This is a genomic window from Mucilaginibacter rivuli (assembly GCF_019391655.1).
GTDB lineage: Bacteria > Bacteroidota > Bacteroidia > Sphingobacteriales > Sphingobacteriaceae > Mucilaginibacter > Mucilaginibacter rivuli.
Window position 1 is genome coordinate 370,361 of record NZ_JAHXPQ010000002.1, and the last position, 20,664, is coordinate 391,024.

Below are 20,664 nucleotides of genomic sequence, written 5' to 3' on the forward strand. Positions count from 1 at the left end.
ATAGTATAAGGATATGAAAAGTAATTTACAGGGCAAGCTAGCTTTAACAATGATGATGACATCATTCCTGATGTTGTTCTCGTGCAAAAAAGCTTTGGATATAAAGCCGTTGTCGCAGGTTGATTATACGCAAAACTACCGTAACGTAACAGATGCCAATGCTGCCGTTTTAGGTATATATGGTAAATTTATGGGAATAGCCGAGCAATATATTGTATTGAACGAGCTACGTGCCGATTTAATGGATGTTACACCTAACGCGGATAAGTACCTGCAGGAGATTAGCCAGCACCACGTTACTGTAGGTAACCCATGGGCAGATCCAAGGCCATTCTACGAGATTATTTTAAATTGTAATGATGTGTTGTATAACCTGAATATTATGCTTGCCGATAACAAGATCAGCGTTGCCGATTACAATTATCGTTACTCTGATATAGGTGCAATGCGCACATGGTTGTATTTGCAATTAGGTATCCATTTTGGGACTATACCATACATTACAGACAGGCTGGCTGATGTTAATGCTGTTAATGGATTGAAGGATGCAGCTAAATATCCCAGGATACCTTTCGACCAATTATTGGATAAGCTGATCACTTTTACCAAGGGATTGCCATGGCTTGAACCGTACCCGAACATTATTACCCTTATTAACGGCTCTACTGCTACAAACCCGGCTACGCCTGCTACCGTAAACGGTTTTCCTATTACCAAAAACTTTATTGATAAGCACCTGGTATTGGGCGATCTGTATTTATGGCAAGCAGCCTACAACCATCCTGAAAATTATAAACTAGCCGCTACCGAATACAAAAAAGTATTGGAGTATGTACAGGATGGTGCCGGCGATAATACCTATAGAATGTCATTTAATGATGTTGGTAATAACGTATTTAACGATTTTTGTGTTGATTATACCAGGTACCGTGAGCAGGATATTAACCAATTGGTTAGTACCAGCACACAAGGCTGGCGTTCTATGTTCTCTCGCCCGGTTTACCCAACGTTAGATACCAAGCTTAATTCGGTTTGGATATGGCAAATTTATTTCCCTCAATCAACAGCGCCGGTTGATCCGTTTGTTGATCTGTTTTCTCCAAAAGGTGGAAGGTACCTTGTTCAACCATCGCAACCTGCTATTGATAACTGGAATGCACAGGTGCAAGGTGGTAATGCTAATTTTTCAACCACTTTTTACTCTGATGGCCGTATGCGTTTAACTTTTAACGATCCAACAGGTAATTATAATAAATTCAATAATCAAAACGTGATTATGAAGAACCTGTACATTTACGAAGACGCGACAGTATCGCAGGCAAATAAATACGGACGCTGGTTTTTATACCGGGATGCCACACTTAACCTGCGTTATGCAGAATGTGCCAATCGTGATCAAACAGGTCCGTATAATTATGGAATGCTGGCGTATGCTATTCTGAATAATGGTATAAACTATAATTTTAATCCATACAATTTTAGCTTAACAAGCCCGGTACAAAACGGTAACGGACCAACTCCTTTATTACCGGGTACAACAGTTAACAGTGTGCCAACGCCACCCAATGGCGATTATACAAATATTGAGCAAACTTTTTACCCTGATCCTTACTATATTGATGCAAGGCAAGGTGAAACTCCCCGCTATAGAAATGGATGGTATAAAAGCCCCGGTATACGCGGGCGCGCATCTTTAACAGCGTATCCACGTGCAGATATGTTTGATATGATAAAACAAGAGGATGAACTGTTAATGGAAGGTGGTTTAGAAGTAGCTTATGAAGGCCATCGTTGGGAAGATCTGTTACGTATTGCTATACGCAGGTTCCAAACTACCGGTAATTATAGGGTATTGTCGGATAAAGTTGGCGATAAATTAGCTAAGGACGGATATGGTGGTGCAGCTATTGCACAAGCCAAATTACAAGCCGGCGATTTTTATTTACCGTTTAACTGGTAAACTTTAATTTAAAACATCAATTTAAATTTGAGCCCCTTAAGCAATTAGCTTAAGGGGCTTTTTTATGGTAATCCTTTTAATTATGAAAAAAGGATTGCCATAAAAATAAATCAACAATAGTTATTGATTATTTGAATATTTATTGTGTATATCAAAAAAATAATATTACCTTAATGTATTATTTCTCCGCGTTAATTTACTGCGTTATAACAATCAACATCAGCTGTTTTTTGAACAATAAATTTCAGAAATGCCATTTGGGAAAAGAATTGTATTTCTTGCTTAGCGGCGAAATATTTTTATTTCAATGAATATTTGATTTGTGCAGGATAGTGCAGGACAGTTGAGGGTAAAATACTGTGTAGCTTTAAGTTATAATTAGCCAATTATAAAACCGATTTTAATAATTTTTAACGCGTTGCGATTATTGTTAATAACACATGGAGTATTGTTGACGCACTTTTTTGTTGCTAACCTATAAACCAATTTAATTTAAATATAATGCGAATATCTCCCAATCTTAGGTTAATAGTAATATTTGTAGTTTTTTTTACAAGTTTATATTTAACAAGTTGTAAAAAGAGTATTTACCCAATATTGGTAAATAACCAGCTCAACATCAGCGGCTATCTGGAGTCCGACCCAAGCCAGTATTCCCTATTTTACCAAATGATGGTGCGTACTAAAGCCGAAGGTTTTTTACAGGCTTATGGCGCTTATACTGTATTTGCGCCCAATGATGATGCGGTTAAACTTTACATGAAGAGTAAAGGAAAGACTTCGGTTAATGATTTTCCTATAGATTCGTTAACACAATTGGTTAATTATCATATTATCCAGAATGATACCATCAGTACCAATTTCTTTATTGATGGTAAATTACGTACACAAACAATGTTTGGTCAATACTTAACCTCTGGTGTGATCAATCTTAATGGTACATCAAGCTATGTTATAAATGGCCAGGCACTCATTTTAAAATCCAATATAGGTTGCGGTAATGGCATTTTGCATGTTATCGATCATGTATTACAACCGGCAACACAAAACATAGCTCAACTCATAAAAAACAACCCCAAATACAGTATATTTTACCAGGCATTAGTACGAACCGGATATTATGATACCCTGAATGTTGCTCCTAAGGATAATCAGAACAGGCCTGGGCAACTATTTACTGTATTTGCCCAAACTGATTCGGTGTACCTAAGTATAGGTATCCCTACTGTTGATGCATTGCAAGCTAAATATTCTGCAGTAGGTAGTAGCCCTTTACGTAACCCTAATGATGGTTTTTATAATTATGTAGGTTATCATATTTTGCCTGAGAACAGCTACCTGACGGATATTTTAAGTAAAAGCTCACACTTATCGATAACCCCGGGTAAAGATGTAATATCAGATGTGCTTCAAAATCAAACTATTCAGTTAAACTATGATTTAATCAACGGTGTACAATATCCGGGCGCATCGGTAGATAGGGCACATAGCAATATTCCTGCAACAAATGGTGTATTGCACTCGGTAGCCGGTGATATTTTTATTAAAATATTCCCGCCAACGCGAGTTGATTGGGATTTGGCAGATCAGCCCGAGTTCCGCAAACAATCATCAATTTTCCGTATTGCCGGTAAAACAGCAGTAAGCTTGCCAAGCCCGATGACCAATATTACCTTTACAGCAGGCGGTACAATTGGGTACGTTTGTCAGGCGGCTAATAATGGAACATATTTTTGGTGGAACGATGTTCTTACATTGAGCTTTTTTAGAACAGGTTCGGGTAGGATAAATGATATCAGTTTCACTACTCCTGTTATTGTTAAAGGAAAATACAAAGTATGGATATGTTACCAACGTAGCAGTGCTACAGCAGGAGGTCAGTTTTACTTTGATAATCAACCGCTTCAAAATATTGTGCCTAATTTCCAAACCATTTTTAGCAACGGAACAGACTCTGGTCCGGTATTAGAATCAAAAGGTATTAAACGCTACACCGAAGCGCCGCCATCAACAACGGGTAATAATGTGTATAGCAATACATTCGGTTTTTACTTAGGTGTTGCAAACGTAACCACAACAGATCGTCATATTCTTAGAGCGGTAGCTATAGGCGGTGGCGATGCGGCAGCAACCTGGGATTTGATCCAATTTATACCTTTTGACCAGGATCAGGAAAGTCCGAGATATTACAGGAGAGATGGCTCTGTAACTAATTAATAAAAACATAAATCTTATAATTTATGCCACTCCGCTTTTACGGAGTGGCATTTTTGTTGAAGCAGGACACCACAGGTTGCCCTATTGCGGTATTTGAGGTAAAATAGATGATTATTTACAGGCTTAATGCCTGAATGTAAAAACCAGTTTTAACCAAAATGCCCTTAATAATATATTTACTGGAGTTTTTATGCCTTTTATTAACTGTGAAGCGCTTTTTTAAAGCATCAATCATTTAACTATTTCCGTATAATATCACCAGCTAAATAACCTTCCGCAGATATGAGATCGTACTTTTTGAAATTTTCACCTCTTATTTTATTAGCCTTTGGGGTAACAATGTTGTTATCGTCATTCGTTGCGCCACCTGTTCATCAGATATCGCTGGCGGGCCAATGGAAATTTCAGATCGACTCGCTTGATAAAGGCGTAACTGATAAATGGTTCAGCAAAAAATTGAAAGATGTGATCAAACTGCCCGGCTCAATGACCGAGAACCTGAAAGGGAACGACATCACACTCAAAACTAAGTGGACAGGCAGTATTTACGATAGCTCATTCTACTATAACCCACGCATGGCCAAATACCGCCAGCCGGGTAATATAAAAATACCTTTCTGGCTAACGCCGCCAAAGCACTATACCGGCGCGGCCTGGTATCAAAAAGAAGTAGTTATCCCAGCCAATTGGAAAGGCCAGCGTATTGTGCTCGAACTGGAGCGTTCGCATACCGAAACGCGTGTTTGGGTGGACGATGCCGAGATAGGCATGCAAAATACCATGGTGGTGGCACAAAATTTTGATTTGGGATTGAAGCTAAGTCCCGGAAAACATACGATCACACTACGTATTGATAACAGGATAAAAGATATCAATGTAGGCGCGGATTCGCACAGCTTAACCGATCATACCCAAGGTAATTGGAACGGTGTAGTTGGTAAGATCACTTTAACCCAAGGCGCTAATATTTATTTTGATGATGTGCAGGTATACCCCGACCTGAAAAATAAAGTTGCCCATATTAAAATGGTAATAAAAGGCAATAAGGATGCAGCAGGCAAAATTACCCTATCGGCAAAAAGTTTTAACACCATGCAAGTTGTAAAGGTAGTGCCGGTTACAAAAAGCGTAAGCCTTAAAAATGGTGATACCGAACTGAATGCAGATTTGCCAATGGGCAGCAAGGTTTTAACCTGGGATGAATTTAGCCCGGCTTTGTACATGCTCACAGCTAAACTAACCACAATTGCCGGTACAGATGAAAAGCAAATCGAGTTCGGTATGCGCGATTTTAAAGCTGTGGGAAGGCACTTTGAAATAAACGGACGCCCGGTGTTTTTGCGTGGTACGGTTAATAATTGCGAGTTCCCGCTTACGGGTTATGCCAATATGGATGTACCTGCATGGGAGCGGATCTTTAACATATCTAAAGAGCATGGTTTAAACCACATGCGTTTCCACAGCTGGTGCCCGCCCGAAGCTGCTTTTATAGCTGCAGATAAAATAGGTTTTTACCTGCATGTTGAAGGGCCAAGCTGGGCAAACCACGGTACATCCTTAGGCCGGAACCTGCCTATAGATCAGTTTATTTACGATGAAACAAACCGTATGGCTAAGGTTTATGGTAATTACGCATCATTTTGTATGATGGCTTACGGCAATGAGCCAAGCGGTAAACAGGAAGAGTACCTGGGTAAATTTGTAAACTATTGGAAAGCTAAAGATAGTCGTCGTTTATACACAGGTGCAGCCGTTGGTGGCAGCTGGCCTGTAATACCAGAGAATGAATACATGTCGCGTGCGGGTGCTGTACGCGGGCTTAGCTGGGGGCGGGATCTGCCCAACTCAATGGAAGATTTTAATAAAGGTGTGAGCGCTTTTAAAGTGCCTTTTGTGGTACACGAGATGGGGCAATGGTGCGCTTACCCGGATTTTAAAGAGATAAAAAAATATACAGGAGTTTATAAAGCCAAAAACTTTGAGTTGTTTCAGGAAGATCTTGCCGACAGGGGCATGGGCGACCAAGGCGAACAATTTTTAATGGCAACGGGCAAGCTACAGGCGCTTTGTTACAAAATGGAGATAGAGAAAGAACTGCGCTCATCGGATATATCCGGTTTCCAAATGCTGTCGTTAAATGATTATCCCGGCCAGGGTACAGCCTTGGTAGGCGTATTGAATGCCTTTTGGGGTAGCAAAGGATATATCACCGCGACACAATTCTCGCGTTTTTGTAATTCGGTGGTGCCTTTAACGCGTATCCCCAAGTTTGTTTATACCAATAACGAAACTTTTACTGCCAATGCCGAGCTGTATAACTATAGTGCCGGTAAATTGAATAGTGCTAAAGCCGTATGGCGCATTAAAGATGAAAAGGGCAATATATTGGCAAAAGGTGATTTTGCTGCCAGAACTTATGATATTGGCAGTTGTATCCCTTTAGGGAATATTTCATGGCCATTAGCTTCGGTTAAAGTGCCGGCTATGCTCAACCTTGAAGTTGCTATTGATAACACCAATTACATTAACGACTGGAACTTCTGGGTATACCCCGCTGTAAAACCCGAGGTTAAAAAAGATGCGGTGTATTACACCACGAGCCTGGATAAACAAGCCGAAGAGGTATTGAACAACGGGGGCAAAGTATTTTTAAATGCTGCAGGTAAAGTAGTAAAGGGTAAAGATGTGGTAGAAACCTTTACCCCGGTTTTCTGGAATACATCATGGTTTAAAATGCGCCCGCCACATACATTGGGCATCTTGTGCAACCCTGCAAACCCGGCATTTGCATCTTTTCCAACCAGTTACCACAGCGATGTGCAATGGTTTGATATTGTAAACAAGGCACAGGTAATGCAACTGGAAGATTTCCCGCAAGGCTTTAAACCAATTGTGCAACCCATAGATACCTGGTTTTTAAACCGCCGCTTGGCATTGGTATTTGAAGCTAAGGTTGGCAAAGGTAAGCTGATCGTTTCGAGCGCTAACCTGGCTGCAGATATGGACGATAACCATCCGGCGTCAAAACAATTGTATTCCAGTTTGCAGCAATACATGGTTTCGGATAAGTTCAATCCGGCATACAGCGTTGATCTGGCCGTAGTGAAAGATATTTTTGAGACTGGCTCTAAAGAAAAGTTTACTACCTATACCAAAGATAGTCCTGACGAATTGAAACCAAAACCGAAGCTGAATGCCCAATAACAACGAAAACTTAATAAGCGATTTAGTTTTAAAAAATTAAATTTGAATACCATTATAAACCATCAATGATAAATTATATTAAAAAGATCAGCGTGGGTGTGCTCGCGTTAAGTACATTCGCGGCAAACGCGCAAACCCGTCAAACCATATCGTTCGATAAAACATGGGCCTTTGAACAAAGTGATGCCACCGGTGCCGATAAGGTGAGTTTCGATGATTCGAAATGGAAAGTGCTTGACGTACCACACGATTGGAGCATTAGCAGCCCTACCAGTCAGAATAACCTTACCGGCCGTGGCGGTGGTTACGTGGTAGCAGGCATAGGCTGGTATCGTAAGCATTTTACATTGAGCGATGCCGATGCACAAAAGCGTGTATTTATTGATTTTGATGGTGTAATGGCCAACAGCGATGTATGGATAAACGGCTATCATTTAGGCAAACGTCCTTATGGTTATATCAGTTTCGAGTATGAACTGACCGGCCACCTTAATTTTGGCGCAGGCAAAACAAACGTAATATCGGTACGTGCCGATAATGCAGCACAGCCGGCATCACGTTATTATACCGGTTCTGGTATTTATCGCCACGTGTATTTAAAAATAACCGACCCGGTACATATTGATAACTGGGGCATATTTGTAACCACACCACAGGCAACAGCAGCAAAAGCTACTGTACACATTAAAACTACCGTATTTAACTCCGCCCAAAGCAGCAAAAAATTCACAGTATCTACAAACCTGGTATCGCCTGATGGTAAAGCCGGAGCAGGTGCTGTTAGCAAACAACAGATTGTTGAGTCGGGCAAAAGCGCCATCGTTGAGCAGGATATAGCTGTGGCTAATCCTACATTATGGGATACGCATAATCCGGCCATGTATAGCGCTGTGACTAAAGTCAGTACCGATAAGGTAGTTGATGAGCAAAAAACAGCATTTGGTATTCGCGATATTAAATTTACAGCTAACCAAGGCTTTTTGCTAAATGGTAAAAAGGTAATGATAAAAGGTGTTTGCTTACACCATGATGCCGGCGCGGTTGGTGCCGCAGTACCTTTACGCGTATGGGAACGCCGTTTAGAAATATTGAAAAATATTGGTGTTAACGGCATCCGTACTTCGCATAACCCAACTTCGCCTGAGTTTTTAGACCTGTGCGATAAAATGGGCTTTTTGGTAATGGACGAAAACTTTGATACCTGGGAAGCTAACAAAGTACGGGGTAATGGCGGTTATGATAAGTTTTTTAAAGAGTGGGGCATGATAGATGCCCGCGACCAGGTAATGCGCGACCGCAATCACCCCTCGGTGGTAATATACAGTGTGGGTAACGAGATACACGATGCGTTGAATGATTCGGCCGGATTTAAAAAATATCGCGACCTGCAAAATGTATGTCACCAATACGATCCGACACGCGAGGTAACGATGGCCTTGTTCCGCCCGAATGTATCAAAGGTGTACAGCAATGGTTTTGTTGAGAAGATGGATGTGGTTGGACAGAACTATCGCGAGAATGAGCTTACTGCCGAGCACGAAGCACATCCAAACCTTAAAGTAATTGGTACCGAAAATGGCCATACCCAACAGGCATGGCTGGCTTTACGCGATAACCCTTACATGGCAGGCCAGTTTTTATGGGTTGGTGTTGATTATTTAGGAGAGGCTGATTGGCCGAACGTAATTAACGGGCAAGGTGTTTTTGACCATACCATGGGCACCAGGCCATTAAGCCTGCAGCGCGAAAGCTGGTGGAGCGAAAAACCTGTAGTGCATATTGTGCGCAAGCAGGAAAACGCGGGTGTAGGCCCGGTAGTTGCCGACTGGACACCTGCCGATTTTGATACTTACGATGATGCCCGTGTGCAGATATATACCAATTGTGATGAGGTGGAATTGTTCCTTAACGGTAAATCATTAGGTACCAAGCCAAAGAACAAGAACGACTCGCCTGTTGATTTTGCTGTGACCTTCGCTAAGGGAACAATTAAAGTTGTGGGAAAGAATAATGGGAAAGAAGTTGTTTCTGAAGAATTGAAAACAGCGGGTGAGCCTGCAAAAATATTGCTATCTGCGGATAAGAATAGCATTGCCAATAGCTGGGAAGATGTAAGCTATGTTACCGCAACAGTAGTTGATGCCAATGGCATACCATGCCCTATGGCAGATAAAATATTAACTTTTAGCGCGAAAGGTGCAGGCGTAATCAGCGCTACCGATAATGCTGATGTAGGCAACCAGGATGTATTTGCATCACCGGTAAGGCACAGCTATCGTGGTAAAGCGATAGGAATTATAAAAGCGAATGCACCTTCGGGCAAAATTATAGTCAAAGTAACATCACCGGGTTTAGGTGAGGGTACAATAACAATAGATGTAAAGTAATACCAGGATGAAAAAATACGTAGTATCAACATTATTTGTATTGGCAATAGCTATTGCCGCTTTTAAAAACCAGGATAAGCCAACGCTTTATATGATAGGCGACTCCACCATGCACAATAACGATAAAGAACTTTGGGGTTGGGGGAGCACTATTGTTGATCTGTTGGATACCTCAAGAATCAAAGTGGTTAATGCGGCTCAAGCAGGCCGCAGTACGCGCACCTTTGTAAAAGAGGGCCGCTGGGCAAAGGTGATGGCAACTATTAAACCCGGCGATTTCGTTATCATGGGTTTTGGCCATAATGAAGGCTCAAAACCCGATACGACCAAGGCCGGTTACCGTGGTGTGTTCAAAGGTATCGGTGAAGATTCCGTTGTACTGAACTGGGCTGCAGGTGCGGAAACCGTACATGCTTATGGCTGGTATTTACGCAAGTTTATCCGTGATGCTAAGGCAAAAGGTGCAACGCCAATTGTAGTATCCATGATCCCGAGAAGGGAATGGGATAAGGTTAGCGGTAAGATCATTTTAGCAGATAAAGACTATGGCCTGTGGGCAAAACAAGTTGCCGAGCAGGAAGGAGTTACATTTGTTGACCTTAACGGTATCACCGCTGCAAAATATGACCAGTTAACGCACGACCAGGTTTTTGCGTTGTTTGGCACAGACCATACCCATACCAATAAAGCGGGCGCGGTTATTAATGCGCAATCGTTTGTTGATGGTTTAAAACTGCAGCCAAAGGTTGCCTTAAATAATTATTTAAAAAAGTAATATGAAATTCAGAATATCTATAGCGGCATTACTTGCCGGTTTTTGCCTTTTTTGCTCTTTTGTTATTTTACAGGATAAACCTACTTTTTATTTGATTGGCGATTCGACAGTAAAGAACGGTCAGGATGACGGTCAACATAAAGGTGCTCAAGGCCAATGGGGCTGGGGACATTTTATTCATGAGTATTTTGATTCGACAAAGATCAACATAGAGAATGATGCCCTTGGCGGGACAAGCAGCCGTACATTTTATAACAACCCTAAACTGTGGGCAAAGGTGATCCCCAAAATTAAAAAAGGCGATTTCCTGATCATACAGTTTGGTACCAATGATGCCAGTCCGATAAACGACAGCACCCGTGCCCGCGGTACGATGCGGAACAATAGCGACAGCACCGTTCAAATTACCAACATGCTTACCCACCAACCAGAAACGGTACACAGCTATGGCTGGTATATACGCCAGTTTGTTGATCAGGCTAAAGCCAAAGGCGCTACCGTAATGGTTTGCCCGCCGGTACCAAAAAACAGTTGGAAAAATGGCAAAGTAAACCGCAATGCCGATAGCTGGGGCCTTTGGGCATCGCAAGCTGCGGCGCAATCGGGCGCATATTATATCGATATCAATAAAATTATTTGCGACAGGTATGAAGAGGAAGGCGAGGCTCATGTAAAGGCTACCTATTACGCAGCCGATGCTACCCACACCATTGAGGCCGGTGCAAAGGCAAGTTCGGAATGTGTAATGAAAGGCATTAAAGCAATTCCTGATTTAAAACTGAATGATTATTTGCTGAATAAATAATAGCTGTTAGCTTTGGTTCTCCGTTGAGAACAATATACCGTTTATGAGAAAAACCTGTTATTTATCTGTTATTGCACTATGCCTGTTTGCCGGGCTTAATGGTTATGCGCAAAAAACTATCACTAAGATAGATCGTAAAGCACTTGTTGAGCGGCACAAGGTTATGAATACAAAAGTTGATCCTTTATCATCGTTAACAGTAGGTAACGGGCGTTTTGCCTTTACAGTTGATGTTACGGGTTTGCAAACTTTCCCCGAAACTTATGAGAAAGGCGTACCGCTGGGTACACAATCAGAATGGGGATGGGATAGCTTTAAAGATACCGCGGGTTACAAGTTTGAAGAATCTTTAAAAAACTACCATATCAATGGCCGTGATATCAGCTATGGTGTGCAGGTGAAAGACCCTAAACGTAGTAATGATGCCGGTAACTGGTTCAGGGAAAACCCGCACCGCTTGCAGTTGGGTAACTTTGGTTTGCTCATCCTGAAAAAGAATGGCAGCGAAGCTACTATTGATGATATTAAAGATATTCACCAGGTGTTAAACCCCTGGAACGGCGAAATAAAAAGCCATTTTACTGTAGAAGGTGAATCGGTTGATGTAATAACTTACGGGCACCAGGTTGCAGACGCGGTTGCCGCGCAGATCACTTCAACCCTGGTTAAAGAGGGGCGTTTAAAGGTAACACTGAAACTGCCATACCCAACCAACCAGTTTACGGATATGGGTGTGAATTATAAAAATCCTGAAAAGCATACCTCGGGTATTGGTGTGGTATATGGTAATAAAGCGAACATCTGGCACCAACTGGATGCCATGCGTTATTGGATGGACCTGGAATGGAGTGGCAAGGCATCGTTAACCAAAGCTAAAACCCACGAGTTTTTGATATCGCCTGATAAGGTGAGCGATGTACTGGCTGTATCGATAAAATTTTATCCTCTTGCAAAAAAGGTACTATCGCCGGTTAATTTCGAAGAGACAAAAACCAGCAGCATAAACGAATGGAAAAAATACTGGCTGCGTGGCGGCGCGGTTGATTTTTCGGGAAGTACCGACAAGCGTGCGTTTGAATTAGAGCGCAGGGTTATCCTGTCGCAATACCTGCTTAAAGCACAGGAGGCAGGCCAATACCCTCCGCAGGAAACAGGCTTGACCTACAATAGTTGGTATGGCAAACCACACCTCGAAATGCATTGGTGGCATGATGTGCATTACCCGCTTTGGGGTAGGGAAGACCTGCAGGAGCGGAGCATGGGTTGGTACCAGGATATTAAAGGCAAGGCCAAAGCCATTGCCGAGCGCCAGGGCTTTAAAGGCGTACGCTGGCCTAAAATGACTGATAACGCGGGAGAGGAAAGCCCGTCATCGGTAGGGGCGTTTTTGATCTGGCAGCAGCCACATTATATTTATATGGCCGAGCTTGATTACCGTAATCATCCGAATAACGAAACATTACAGAAGTACAAAAACCTTGTTTTTGCCGATGCCGATTTTATGGCGTCATACGCTTATTTTGACAAGGTTAAAAAACATTACACGTTGGGCCCCGGCCTGATACCATCGCAGGAAGTGCATAACCAGGCTACCACTATTAACCCGCCTTACGAGTTAACTTATTGGCACTGGGCATTGGGCGTAGCGCAAAAATGGAGAGAGCGTTTAGGTTTACCCCGAGATAAAAGCTGGGATGAGGTAATGAATAAATTAGCGCCATTGCCACAACAGGATGGTGTTTACCTGGCTGCCGAGAGCGCGCCTGATTCGTACACCAATCCTAAAAACAAAACAGACCATCCAAGTCAATTGGCTGCTTATGGTATGATGCCGTACAGCAAAATGATGGATACTACAGTGATGCGTAAAACGTTTGATTTGATATGGACAGACTGGACATGGAGCCATACCTGGGGCTGGGATTTCCCGATGGCAGCTATGACAGCCGCGCGTTTAAATATGCCGAATAAAGCTATTGATGCGTTGTTTATGCCTGTTACCACCAACACCTATTTAAACAACGGCCATAACTACCAGGATGACAGGCTGACCATTTACATGCCGGGCAATGGTGGAATATTAACCGCTGTAGCGATGATGTGTGCAGGATGGGATGGCTGTAAGGTGAAAAATCCGGGTATACCAAAGGACGGCACATGGAAAGTGAAATGGGAGGGTTTGAAAAAAATGCCCTGATCCGTCAGGATGGTGTAGGATAGTTAATTATCAAAATAGGCTTAATATCGGGGCATAATTGCTTTCCGGCATAAGCCAAAAAATAAACCACAATGAATAAAACGTATTTTAACCTGAAAAGTGCTACGCTGATAGTTTTAGCATTGTTTGCTTCGGCCGCATCACAGGCACAGGATAAGCTGCCAACCAAGAAGAAAATATTTGCGAGCATGGCAATAGCTAATAATTACTTTATGGCTAAATGGCCCGATGCAGGCGCTCCGGTAACTACCAAAAACCCGGAAGGTAAAATGGTTACCCGCACCAGCGAGCTATGGACACGCGCCGTATATTATGAAGGTGTGATGGCTTTTAACGAGGTTTGTCCGGATAAAAAATTAGTGAACTACGCTGTAGAGTGGGGTGAAAAACACAAATGGAGTCCGCGCGGCGCGGTGAATACGCCTAATGCGGATAACCAATGCTGCGGCCAAACCTATGTTGACCTGTACAACCTTGACCCTAAGCCGGAGCGTATTGAAACCATCAAAAAATGTATTGACCTGAGCATTGCCGATGAAAAAAACGACGGCGCATGGACTTGGGTTGATGCCATCCAAATGGCGATGCCTTTGTATGCTAAATTAGGTGTGATCTATAAAAACGACCCGAAATACTTTGATAAAATGTATACCATGTATAACCACACTAAAACCATACAGGGTGGTGGCTTATACAATACCAAAGAGCATTTATGGTGGAGGGACAAAGATTTTGTGCCGCCATACAAGGAGCCTAATGGTGCTAATTGTTACTGGAGCCGTGGTAACGGATGGGTGTATGCCGCATTGGTGCGTGTAATGGCAACCATCCCGAAAGGAACCGCGCATTACGATGAGTACAAACAGACCTTTTTGGAGATGAGCAAAGCCTTAGTTCCGCTGCAGCGCGAAGATGGTTACTGGAACGTAAGTTTAATGGACCCTACGCACTTTGGTGGCAAGGAATTAACCGGTACATCCCTGTTTGTTTACGGTATGGCATGGGGTATTAAACAAGGCTGGTTGGATAAAAAAACTTACCTGCCTGTTATCACCAAAGCATGGAATGTGATGATAAAAGACTCGTTGCACCCTGAAGGATTTTTGGGCTATGTACAGGGTACAGGTAAAGAGCCTAAGGATAGCCAACCGGTAAGCTATACCAATATCCCTGATTTTGAGGATTATGGTTTAGGTTGCTTTTTACTGGCAGGTGCTGAGTTGAGTAAGTTGGCTAAGTAGATTTTGTCATTGGGGCATTGGTCATTAGGTCATTGTCTGGAATAGGAAAAATAAGCAAATTTGTCATTGCGAGGCACGAAGCAATCTCAGCGATAGGGCGTACGCCTACCGTTCTTAGTGATTGCTTCGTGCCTCGCAATGACATAAAGGGGATACATGAAGTACAAATACATATTTTTAGCTATAATATTACTCACCTTTTCCGCGAAAGCGCAGACAGGTCTTGGCAGTAACACATCCTACAAAAAGGAAGGTAACATACTAACATTCCATAACACTAACGGCGATGTTAAACTGGAGTTTTGCTCGCCTGTTATGTTTAGGGTACGCGCAAGTTGGACACGTAGTTTTGAGGCTGATGAGCATTTAATGCAGGAAAATTATGCATGGCCTGCGTTTGATTTTAAAGTTGCCCCAACTACAAAAGGGTTTACAATAACAACCGGGAAGCTCACTGTTAAAGTTAATAAAGCGCCATTTGGTATAGACGTTTACAGTGCCGATGGTAAACTGCTTTCGGCAGAAGCCGGTGTTGCCAGGCTTGTAGATACTGTGAGCTGTACCAGGCAATTGGGTGCCAACGAGCGCTTCTTTGGCTTTGGTGAGCGGATGGATAATATTGACCAGACGCATAAACTGATCAATTTAAATGTAGGCCGTGGTAAAAGTCGTGATAACCTGATAGGTGCTTACAATGTATTGGAAGCCAATTACTGCCCGGTGCCCTTTTTTATGAGTACTAAGGGTTATGGGATATTCTTACATAACTCGCACGCTACAGAGTGGGATATGGGTAATAGCTCAGCAAACAGCTATTCGTTTAAAGCTAAGGGCGGCGAGTTGGATTATTACTTTATGTATGGCCCCGATTTTCCATCAATATTGAAAAGTTATACATCGATAACCGGCCGCTCGCCGCTATTGAACCGCTTTGGTTTTGGTTTGCAGCAGGGTACTTATTCCGGGGGTGTTTGGGGACATGAGGAATCAACTTCGGATAAATACCCTGTAGCCTTGTTAAAGAAAATGCGTGAGCTGGGTATCCCTGTAGATATTTTATGGCTGGATTCTACCTGGCGCTTATTCGGTACGGTGGGGGGCAAAGGCGCGACAACATTTGAGTGGCGCGAAACCTTTAAAAATCCGAAAGGGATGTTTGACAGCCTGTACGCCAATCATATTAAAATGGTGGGCTTGCATATTCGTCCACGCTTTGATAATGCAAATAAACTAACCCTGTTAACCGATGCGCAGAACCAGGGTTTTACTTATCCTGAGCCAAACAGTAAGGGAGAGTTTGTGAATTTCTTCGACCAAAAAGCGGTTGATTGGTGGTGGAACAATGGTGTGATGAAAGTAGCATCAATGGGCGCTAAATTTTTGAAAACTGACGAAGGCAGCGCTTTTGGAGCATTGGCTAATGAGAGCGACAAAGTTGGTCCGCAGGGTAAAGAGGTTGAAGGTTTACACAATGTTTTCCCGATAGCTTATGCTAAAGCGCCGTACCTGCATTTCCAGGAGCTGAATGGTTTTAGAGGCATGAACCAAACCCGTGAGGGCTATGCGGGTATACAACGTTATCCATACATTTTTGCGGGTGACTGGCCAAGCGAGTGGCAATATTTTGCCCCTGTTATTAAGGCAGGTATCAATATCGGCCTTTCGGGCGTGAGTGATTGGGCGCATTGCATGGGTGGTTTTGAGCACCCTGCAGACCCGGAATTATATATCCGCTGGACACAGTTTGGTTTTTTTAGTCCGGTTGCTTTGGTGTTTGGTTTTGACCATCCCGGGTACAAAGAACCATGGAGCTATGGTGAGGAAGCTTTAAAGAACTTTAAGAAGTATGATCTGCTGCGTTACCGTTTGATACCGTATATCTACAGCAACGCCTTTACAGCTTACCAAACCGGAACCCCTATAATGCGTGCTTTGGTATTGAATAACCAAAACGATCCGAATACTTATGATATAGCTGATCAATACATGTTCGGCAGCGAAATGATGGTTTGCCCGGTTACGGTTAAAGGAGCCGAAACACGCACAATTTACTTCCCGGAAGGAACATGGTATGATTACTGGACGGGCGAGAAATATACGGGCAAGCAATATGTGCACGTGTTAACGCCACTTGATAAATTGCCGGTATACGTTAAAGCAGGAGCGATCATCCCGATGCAGCCCGAAATGAAGTATATGGATGAAAAGCCTGTGGATGTGGTTACATTGGATATATGGCCTGCGAGAAATTCATCATTCGATTTGTATGAGGATGATGGTTTGAGTTTGAAATATAAAGATGGCAATTACGCTTTAACAAAGGTAACTGCTTTACAAGGCAAAGATGGTTACCAGGTGAGCATTGATAAACCGCTTGGTAAGTTTGTACCAACAAGCCATACTTATGCTTTGAACATCCACTGGAGTGGAAGGAAAGTAAGTACAGTTGCAGTGAACGGTAAAGAAGTAAAAGACTGGAACCTGGATAAAGGTATTTTGACTATTAAAACCGGGTTGAGTAACAGCGAAAATATTAATGTCATTATAAAGTAAACTAATGATATGTCATTGCGAGGCACGAAGCAATCACTGAGAAAGGTCGCGAACCATACAGGGCGTTTATCTGTCGCAGAGATTGCCACGTCGTTCCTCCTCGCAATGACATAAATTTTAACATATGAAAAAAACACTTCTCTCCACCATTGTCCTCCTCATCGCGATAAGCACCTTCGCGCAGCAAAAGGAAATTTATATGTTCAGTTATTTTAAGAATAACGGGCAGGATGGCTTGCACCTGGCTTACAGCGAAGATGGCTACCAATGGAAAGCGCTGAAAGGCGACAGTTCATTTTTAAAGCCGATGGTGAGCAAGGATAAGATCATGCGCGACCCCTGTATTATTCGTGGCACTGATGGTTTGTTCCACATGGTTTGGACAGATAGCTGGACGGACAGGGGTATTGGTTATGCCAGCTCGAAAGACCTGGTACATTGGAGCGACCAGGTGCAACTGATGGTGATGGAAAAGGAACCGACAGCGCAAAACTGCTGGGCACCGGAGATCACTTATGATGATGCCACCAAAACTTACATGATCTATTGGGCGACTACCATTCCGGGGCGCTTCCCGCAAAGGGATACATCTGCCGAAGGGAAAAAACTGAATCACCGCATTTACTATCAAACCACAAAAGATTTTAAAACCTTTAGTGATACCAAAGTATTGTACGATCCCGGTTTCAGTACCATTGATGCTACTATTGTGAAGGATGGTAAGCATTTCATCATGTTCTTTAAAGACGAAACCAAGTTACCGGCACAAAAGAACCTGCATATCGCGTACAGCAAAAACCTGACCGGACCCTATGGCGACCCTACGCCAAAAATTACCGGCGAATACTGGGCCGAAGGGCCAACTACAGTTAAAATAGGCGATAAATGGATAGTTTACTTTGATAAATATACCCAGCATAAATACGGCGCGATAACATCAACTGACCTGAAGAACTGGACCGATATTTCTGACCAGATCAAATTACCATCGGGCATTCGCCACGGTACTATATTCAAGATCACTGCCAAAGAATTTGAAGCGTTGAAATGATTTCGGAGGTCGGAAGTCTGATGTCTTAGAATGTCGGCTATCTTGCTTATATTGTATGAGGTGTTGAGATGAATACACCTGTTTTTTTACTATGTCATGGCGAGGAGGTACGACGTGGCCATCACTGAGGCAGGTAGGCAATATGCATGGTTCGGATCTTTCTCAGTGATGGCCACGCTTTGCTCGCCATGACATGGTGGAGAAACACCTGTTTTTATCTGCACATACACGCATTTGCACATTTATTAAATAATTATTCGCAATTTTAGCTTTTCAAGTTTTAATGTCCTGATTTTAATGAGTAGAGAAAGTATATTGGCAGCAGTAGCGGCAAATCAGCCGGGTTCCATGCCGTTACCTGATATCAGTTTTTTAATGGGCGATGCTACAGACGCTATCGCAAATTTTACCACTACCTTAACCACTATTGGTGGCAAGGTTTTAAATGTTACTGGTTTTGACGAGATAAAAGCGCTCATCCCGCAGCATTTTGATGCTGAAAAGCGTGTAGTAAGTACCTTGACCGAACTGGCAGATATTGCAGAGTTGAACCAGGGCGAAGCTATGGATCCGCATACCTTAGAAGATATTGAGCTCACCATCATCAAAGCGCACCTTGCCGTTGCCGAAAATGGCGCCGTATGGGTAACCGAAGAATTAATGGGCCAACGTGTGCTGCCATTTATTTGTCAGCACCTGGCGGTAGTGGTTGATGCCAAAACCATTGTACCAACCATGCATGAGGCCTATCAAAAAATAGGTACGGGTGCTTACGGGTTCGGTACATTTATAGCGGGCCCTTCAAAAACCGCGGATATTGAACAATCATTGGTGCTTGGTGCACACGGTCCGCGCAGCATGACCATCTTTTTATTGGGATAAGATGTTTGAAGGATTACTGAAAAAGAACGAGGCTTATGTAAACAGCGATACCGATCATTTCGGTGTTACTACCATCGCGTTTTATCACCCGGCCCAAAACTCGTTACCGGCAAATTTATTGCACCAACTGGCTGAGGCGATAGAAGCCGCGGGTATCAATCCGGATACGAAAGTTATTGTTTTAAAAAGCGATGGCGACCATGCTTTTTGCGCAGGTGCGAGCTTTGATGAATTGCTCCAAATAAAAACCAAAGAAGAAGGTAAAAACTTTTTTATGGGTTTTGCCAATGTAATAAATGCCTGCCGTAAATCGCCAAGGATAATTATAGGCCGTGTTTATGGTAAAGCTATTGGCGGCGGTGTTGGTATAGCCGCGGCTTGCGATTATTGCCTGGCTACACAAAATGCCGAGATCAAACAAAGTGAACTTAGCATAGGCATAGGCCCGTTGGTGGTAGGCCCGGCTATTATCCGTAAGATAGGCTTAAATGCTTTCTCCAGGTTATCATTAAACGCTACAGATTATTACTCTGCCTTGTGGGCAAAAGATAAGGGCTTGTATGCCGAAGTATATGAGCGCCGCAAGGATATGGATAAAGCCATCGAAGTATTGGCCATGAAAATTGCCGAATGGAACCCCCAGGCGCTTGCTGTTCACAAAAAAACATTGTGGGAAGGCACCGAAAACTGGGACGAGCTTTTAGCTGAACGTGCAGCGATAAACGGCGAATTGGTACTTTCGCCGCTTGCCCAAAATACCATACAGAATATAAAACCGGGTATAAAAAAATAGCACTCAATTTATTCGGTGCAAAATCTGCAAAACATAAAACAAAAATTTAAAATCCGGCGTATAACTGATCACGTATCTGATTAATAGTTAAACTCCGGGTTATGAATTATCTTATTTATGTGAGCACATCTTCGAGGTTGTTAAATACAGACGACCTGGGCCAAATACTTTTAGAAGGCAGAAAAAACTTCAATAACAGGGGGATAACAGGTATGATGCTGTACAGCAACGGAACAATATTCCAGGCGCTTGAAGGCGAAGCCGAAGAATTGGACCAACTCTTTGAAGGTATCCGTCATGATGATTCTCAAAAAAGTATTATCAAACTAAAAACGGGCAGTTCAGTCAGTCGTACTTTTTCGGATTGGTCGGTGGGTTTCAAAGCATCATGTACCGACATGGTTACACATGTAACCGGTTTTGTTGACCCTTTAAAACACGATTTTTTAGATGCATATAACCATCAGCACCCGGCCATAAATTTGTTAAAATCATTCGCGCAGTATAACTTGCAATACTAAGCAATACATTAGTTCATTTCATTGTTTGCCCTTGTTGTTTATCGGATAATAACCTTA

General features: G+C 42.7%; 13 protein-coding genes. All 13 read left to right on the forward strand.

The features are described 5' to 3' along the window. The first annotated feature begins 13 nt into the window (after nucleotides 1-13). Nucleotides 14-1,960 carry a RagB/SusD family nutrient uptake outer membrane protein gene (locus KXQ82_RS05450; protein WP_219487146.1) on the forward strand — a complete coding sequence of 649 codons (1,947 nt, stop codon included), beginning with the start codon at nucleotides 14-16 and terminating at the stop codon, nucleotides 1,958-1,960. Between the two features lie 597 nt (nucleotides 1,961-2,557). Next, a complete protein-coding gene (locus KXQ82_RS05455) occupies nucleotides 2,558-4,177 on the forward strand; it encodes a fasciclin domain-containing protein (RefSeq protein WP_219487147.1) in 1,620 nt (539 codons plus the stop codon). Between the two features lie 282 nt (nucleotides 4,178-4,459). Next, nucleotides 4,460-7,381, forward strand: coding sequence for an exo-beta-1,4-galactosidase (locus KXQ82_RS05460; protein ID WP_219487148.1), 2,922 nt, complete (start codon nucleotides 4,460-4,462; stop codon nucleotides 7,379-7,381). 65 nt (nucleotides 7,382-7,446) lie between these two features. Further along, nucleotides 7,447-9,768, forward strand: a complete 2,322-nt coding sequence (locus KXQ82_RS05465) for a glycoside hydrolase family 2 TIM barrel-domain containing protein (protein ID WP_219487149.1) — start codon at nucleotides 7,447-7,449, stop codon at nucleotides 9,766-9,768. A 7-nt stretch (nucleotides 9,769-9,775) separates the two neighbouring features. Next, nucleotides 9,776-10,543 (forward strand): rhamnogalacturonan acetylesterase, encoded by a 768-nt coding sequence (locus tag KXQ82_RS05470; RefSeq protein WP_219487150.1) that lies wholly within the window; start codon nucleotides 9,776-9,778, stop codon nucleotides 10,541-10,543. A 1-nt stretch (nucleotide 10,544) separates the two neighbouring features. Further along, the gene (locus KXQ82_RS05475; RefSeq protein WP_219487151.1) at nucleotides 10,545-11,348 is read left to right on the forward strand and encodes a DUF459 domain-containing protein; all 804 of its coding nucleotides are present in this window, start codon (nucleotides 10,545-10,547) and stop codon (nucleotides 11,346-11,348) included. 43 nt (nucleotides 11,349-11,391) lie between these two features. Then, a complete protein-coding gene (locus KXQ82_RS05480; RefSeq protein WP_219487152.1) occupies nucleotides 11,392-13,545 on the forward strand; it encodes a hypothetical protein in 2,154 nt (717 codons plus the stop codon). A gap of 92 nt (nucleotides 13,546-13,637) precedes the next feature. Further along, nucleotides 13,638-14,807, forward strand: a complete 1,170-nt coding sequence (locus tag KXQ82_RS05485; protein WP_219487153.1) for a glycoside hydrolase family 88/105 protein — start codon at nucleotides 13,638-13,640, stop codon at nucleotides 14,805-14,807. A 156-nt stretch (nucleotides 14,808-14,963) separates the two neighbouring features. After that, the gene (locus KXQ82_RS05490) at nucleotides 14,964-17,360 is read left to right on the forward strand and encodes a glycoside hydrolase family 31 protein (RefSeq protein ID WP_219487154.1); all 2,397 of its coding nucleotides are present in this window, start codon (nucleotides 14,964-14,966) and stop codon (nucleotides 17,358-17,360) included. 124 nt (nucleotides 17,361-17,484) lie between these two features. Then, nucleotides 17,485-18,411, forward strand: coding sequence for a glycoside hydrolase family 43 protein (locus KXQ82_RS05495; protein WP_219487155.1), 927 nt, complete (start codon nucleotides 17,485-17,487; stop codon nucleotides 18,409-18,411). Nucleotides 18,412-18,708: 297 nt separating this feature from the next. Further along, nucleotides 18,709-19,293 carry a LutC/YkgG family protein gene (locus KXQ82_RS05500; RefSeq protein WP_219487156.1) on the forward strand — a complete coding sequence of 195 codons (585 nt, stop codon included), beginning with the start codon at nucleotides 18,709-18,711 and terminating at the stop codon, nucleotides 19,291-19,293. Between the two features lies 1 nt (nucleotide 19,294). Next, the gene (locus KXQ82_RS05505) at nucleotides 19,295-20,086 is read left to right on the forward strand and encodes an enoyl-CoA hydratase/isomerase family protein (RefSeq protein WP_219487157.1); all 792 of its coding nucleotides are present in this window, start codon (nucleotides 19,295-19,297) and stop codon (nucleotides 20,084-20,086) included. A 101-nt stretch (nucleotides 20,087-20,187) separates the two neighbouring features. Beyond that, on the forward strand, nucleotides 20,188-20,607 hold the full coding sequence (locus tag KXQ82_RS05510; RefSeq protein ID WP_219487158.1) for a BLUF domain-containing protein: 420 nt from the start codon (nucleotides 20,188-20,190) through the stop codon (nucleotides 20,605-20,607). Nucleotides 20,608-20,664: the final 57 nt, after the last annotated feature.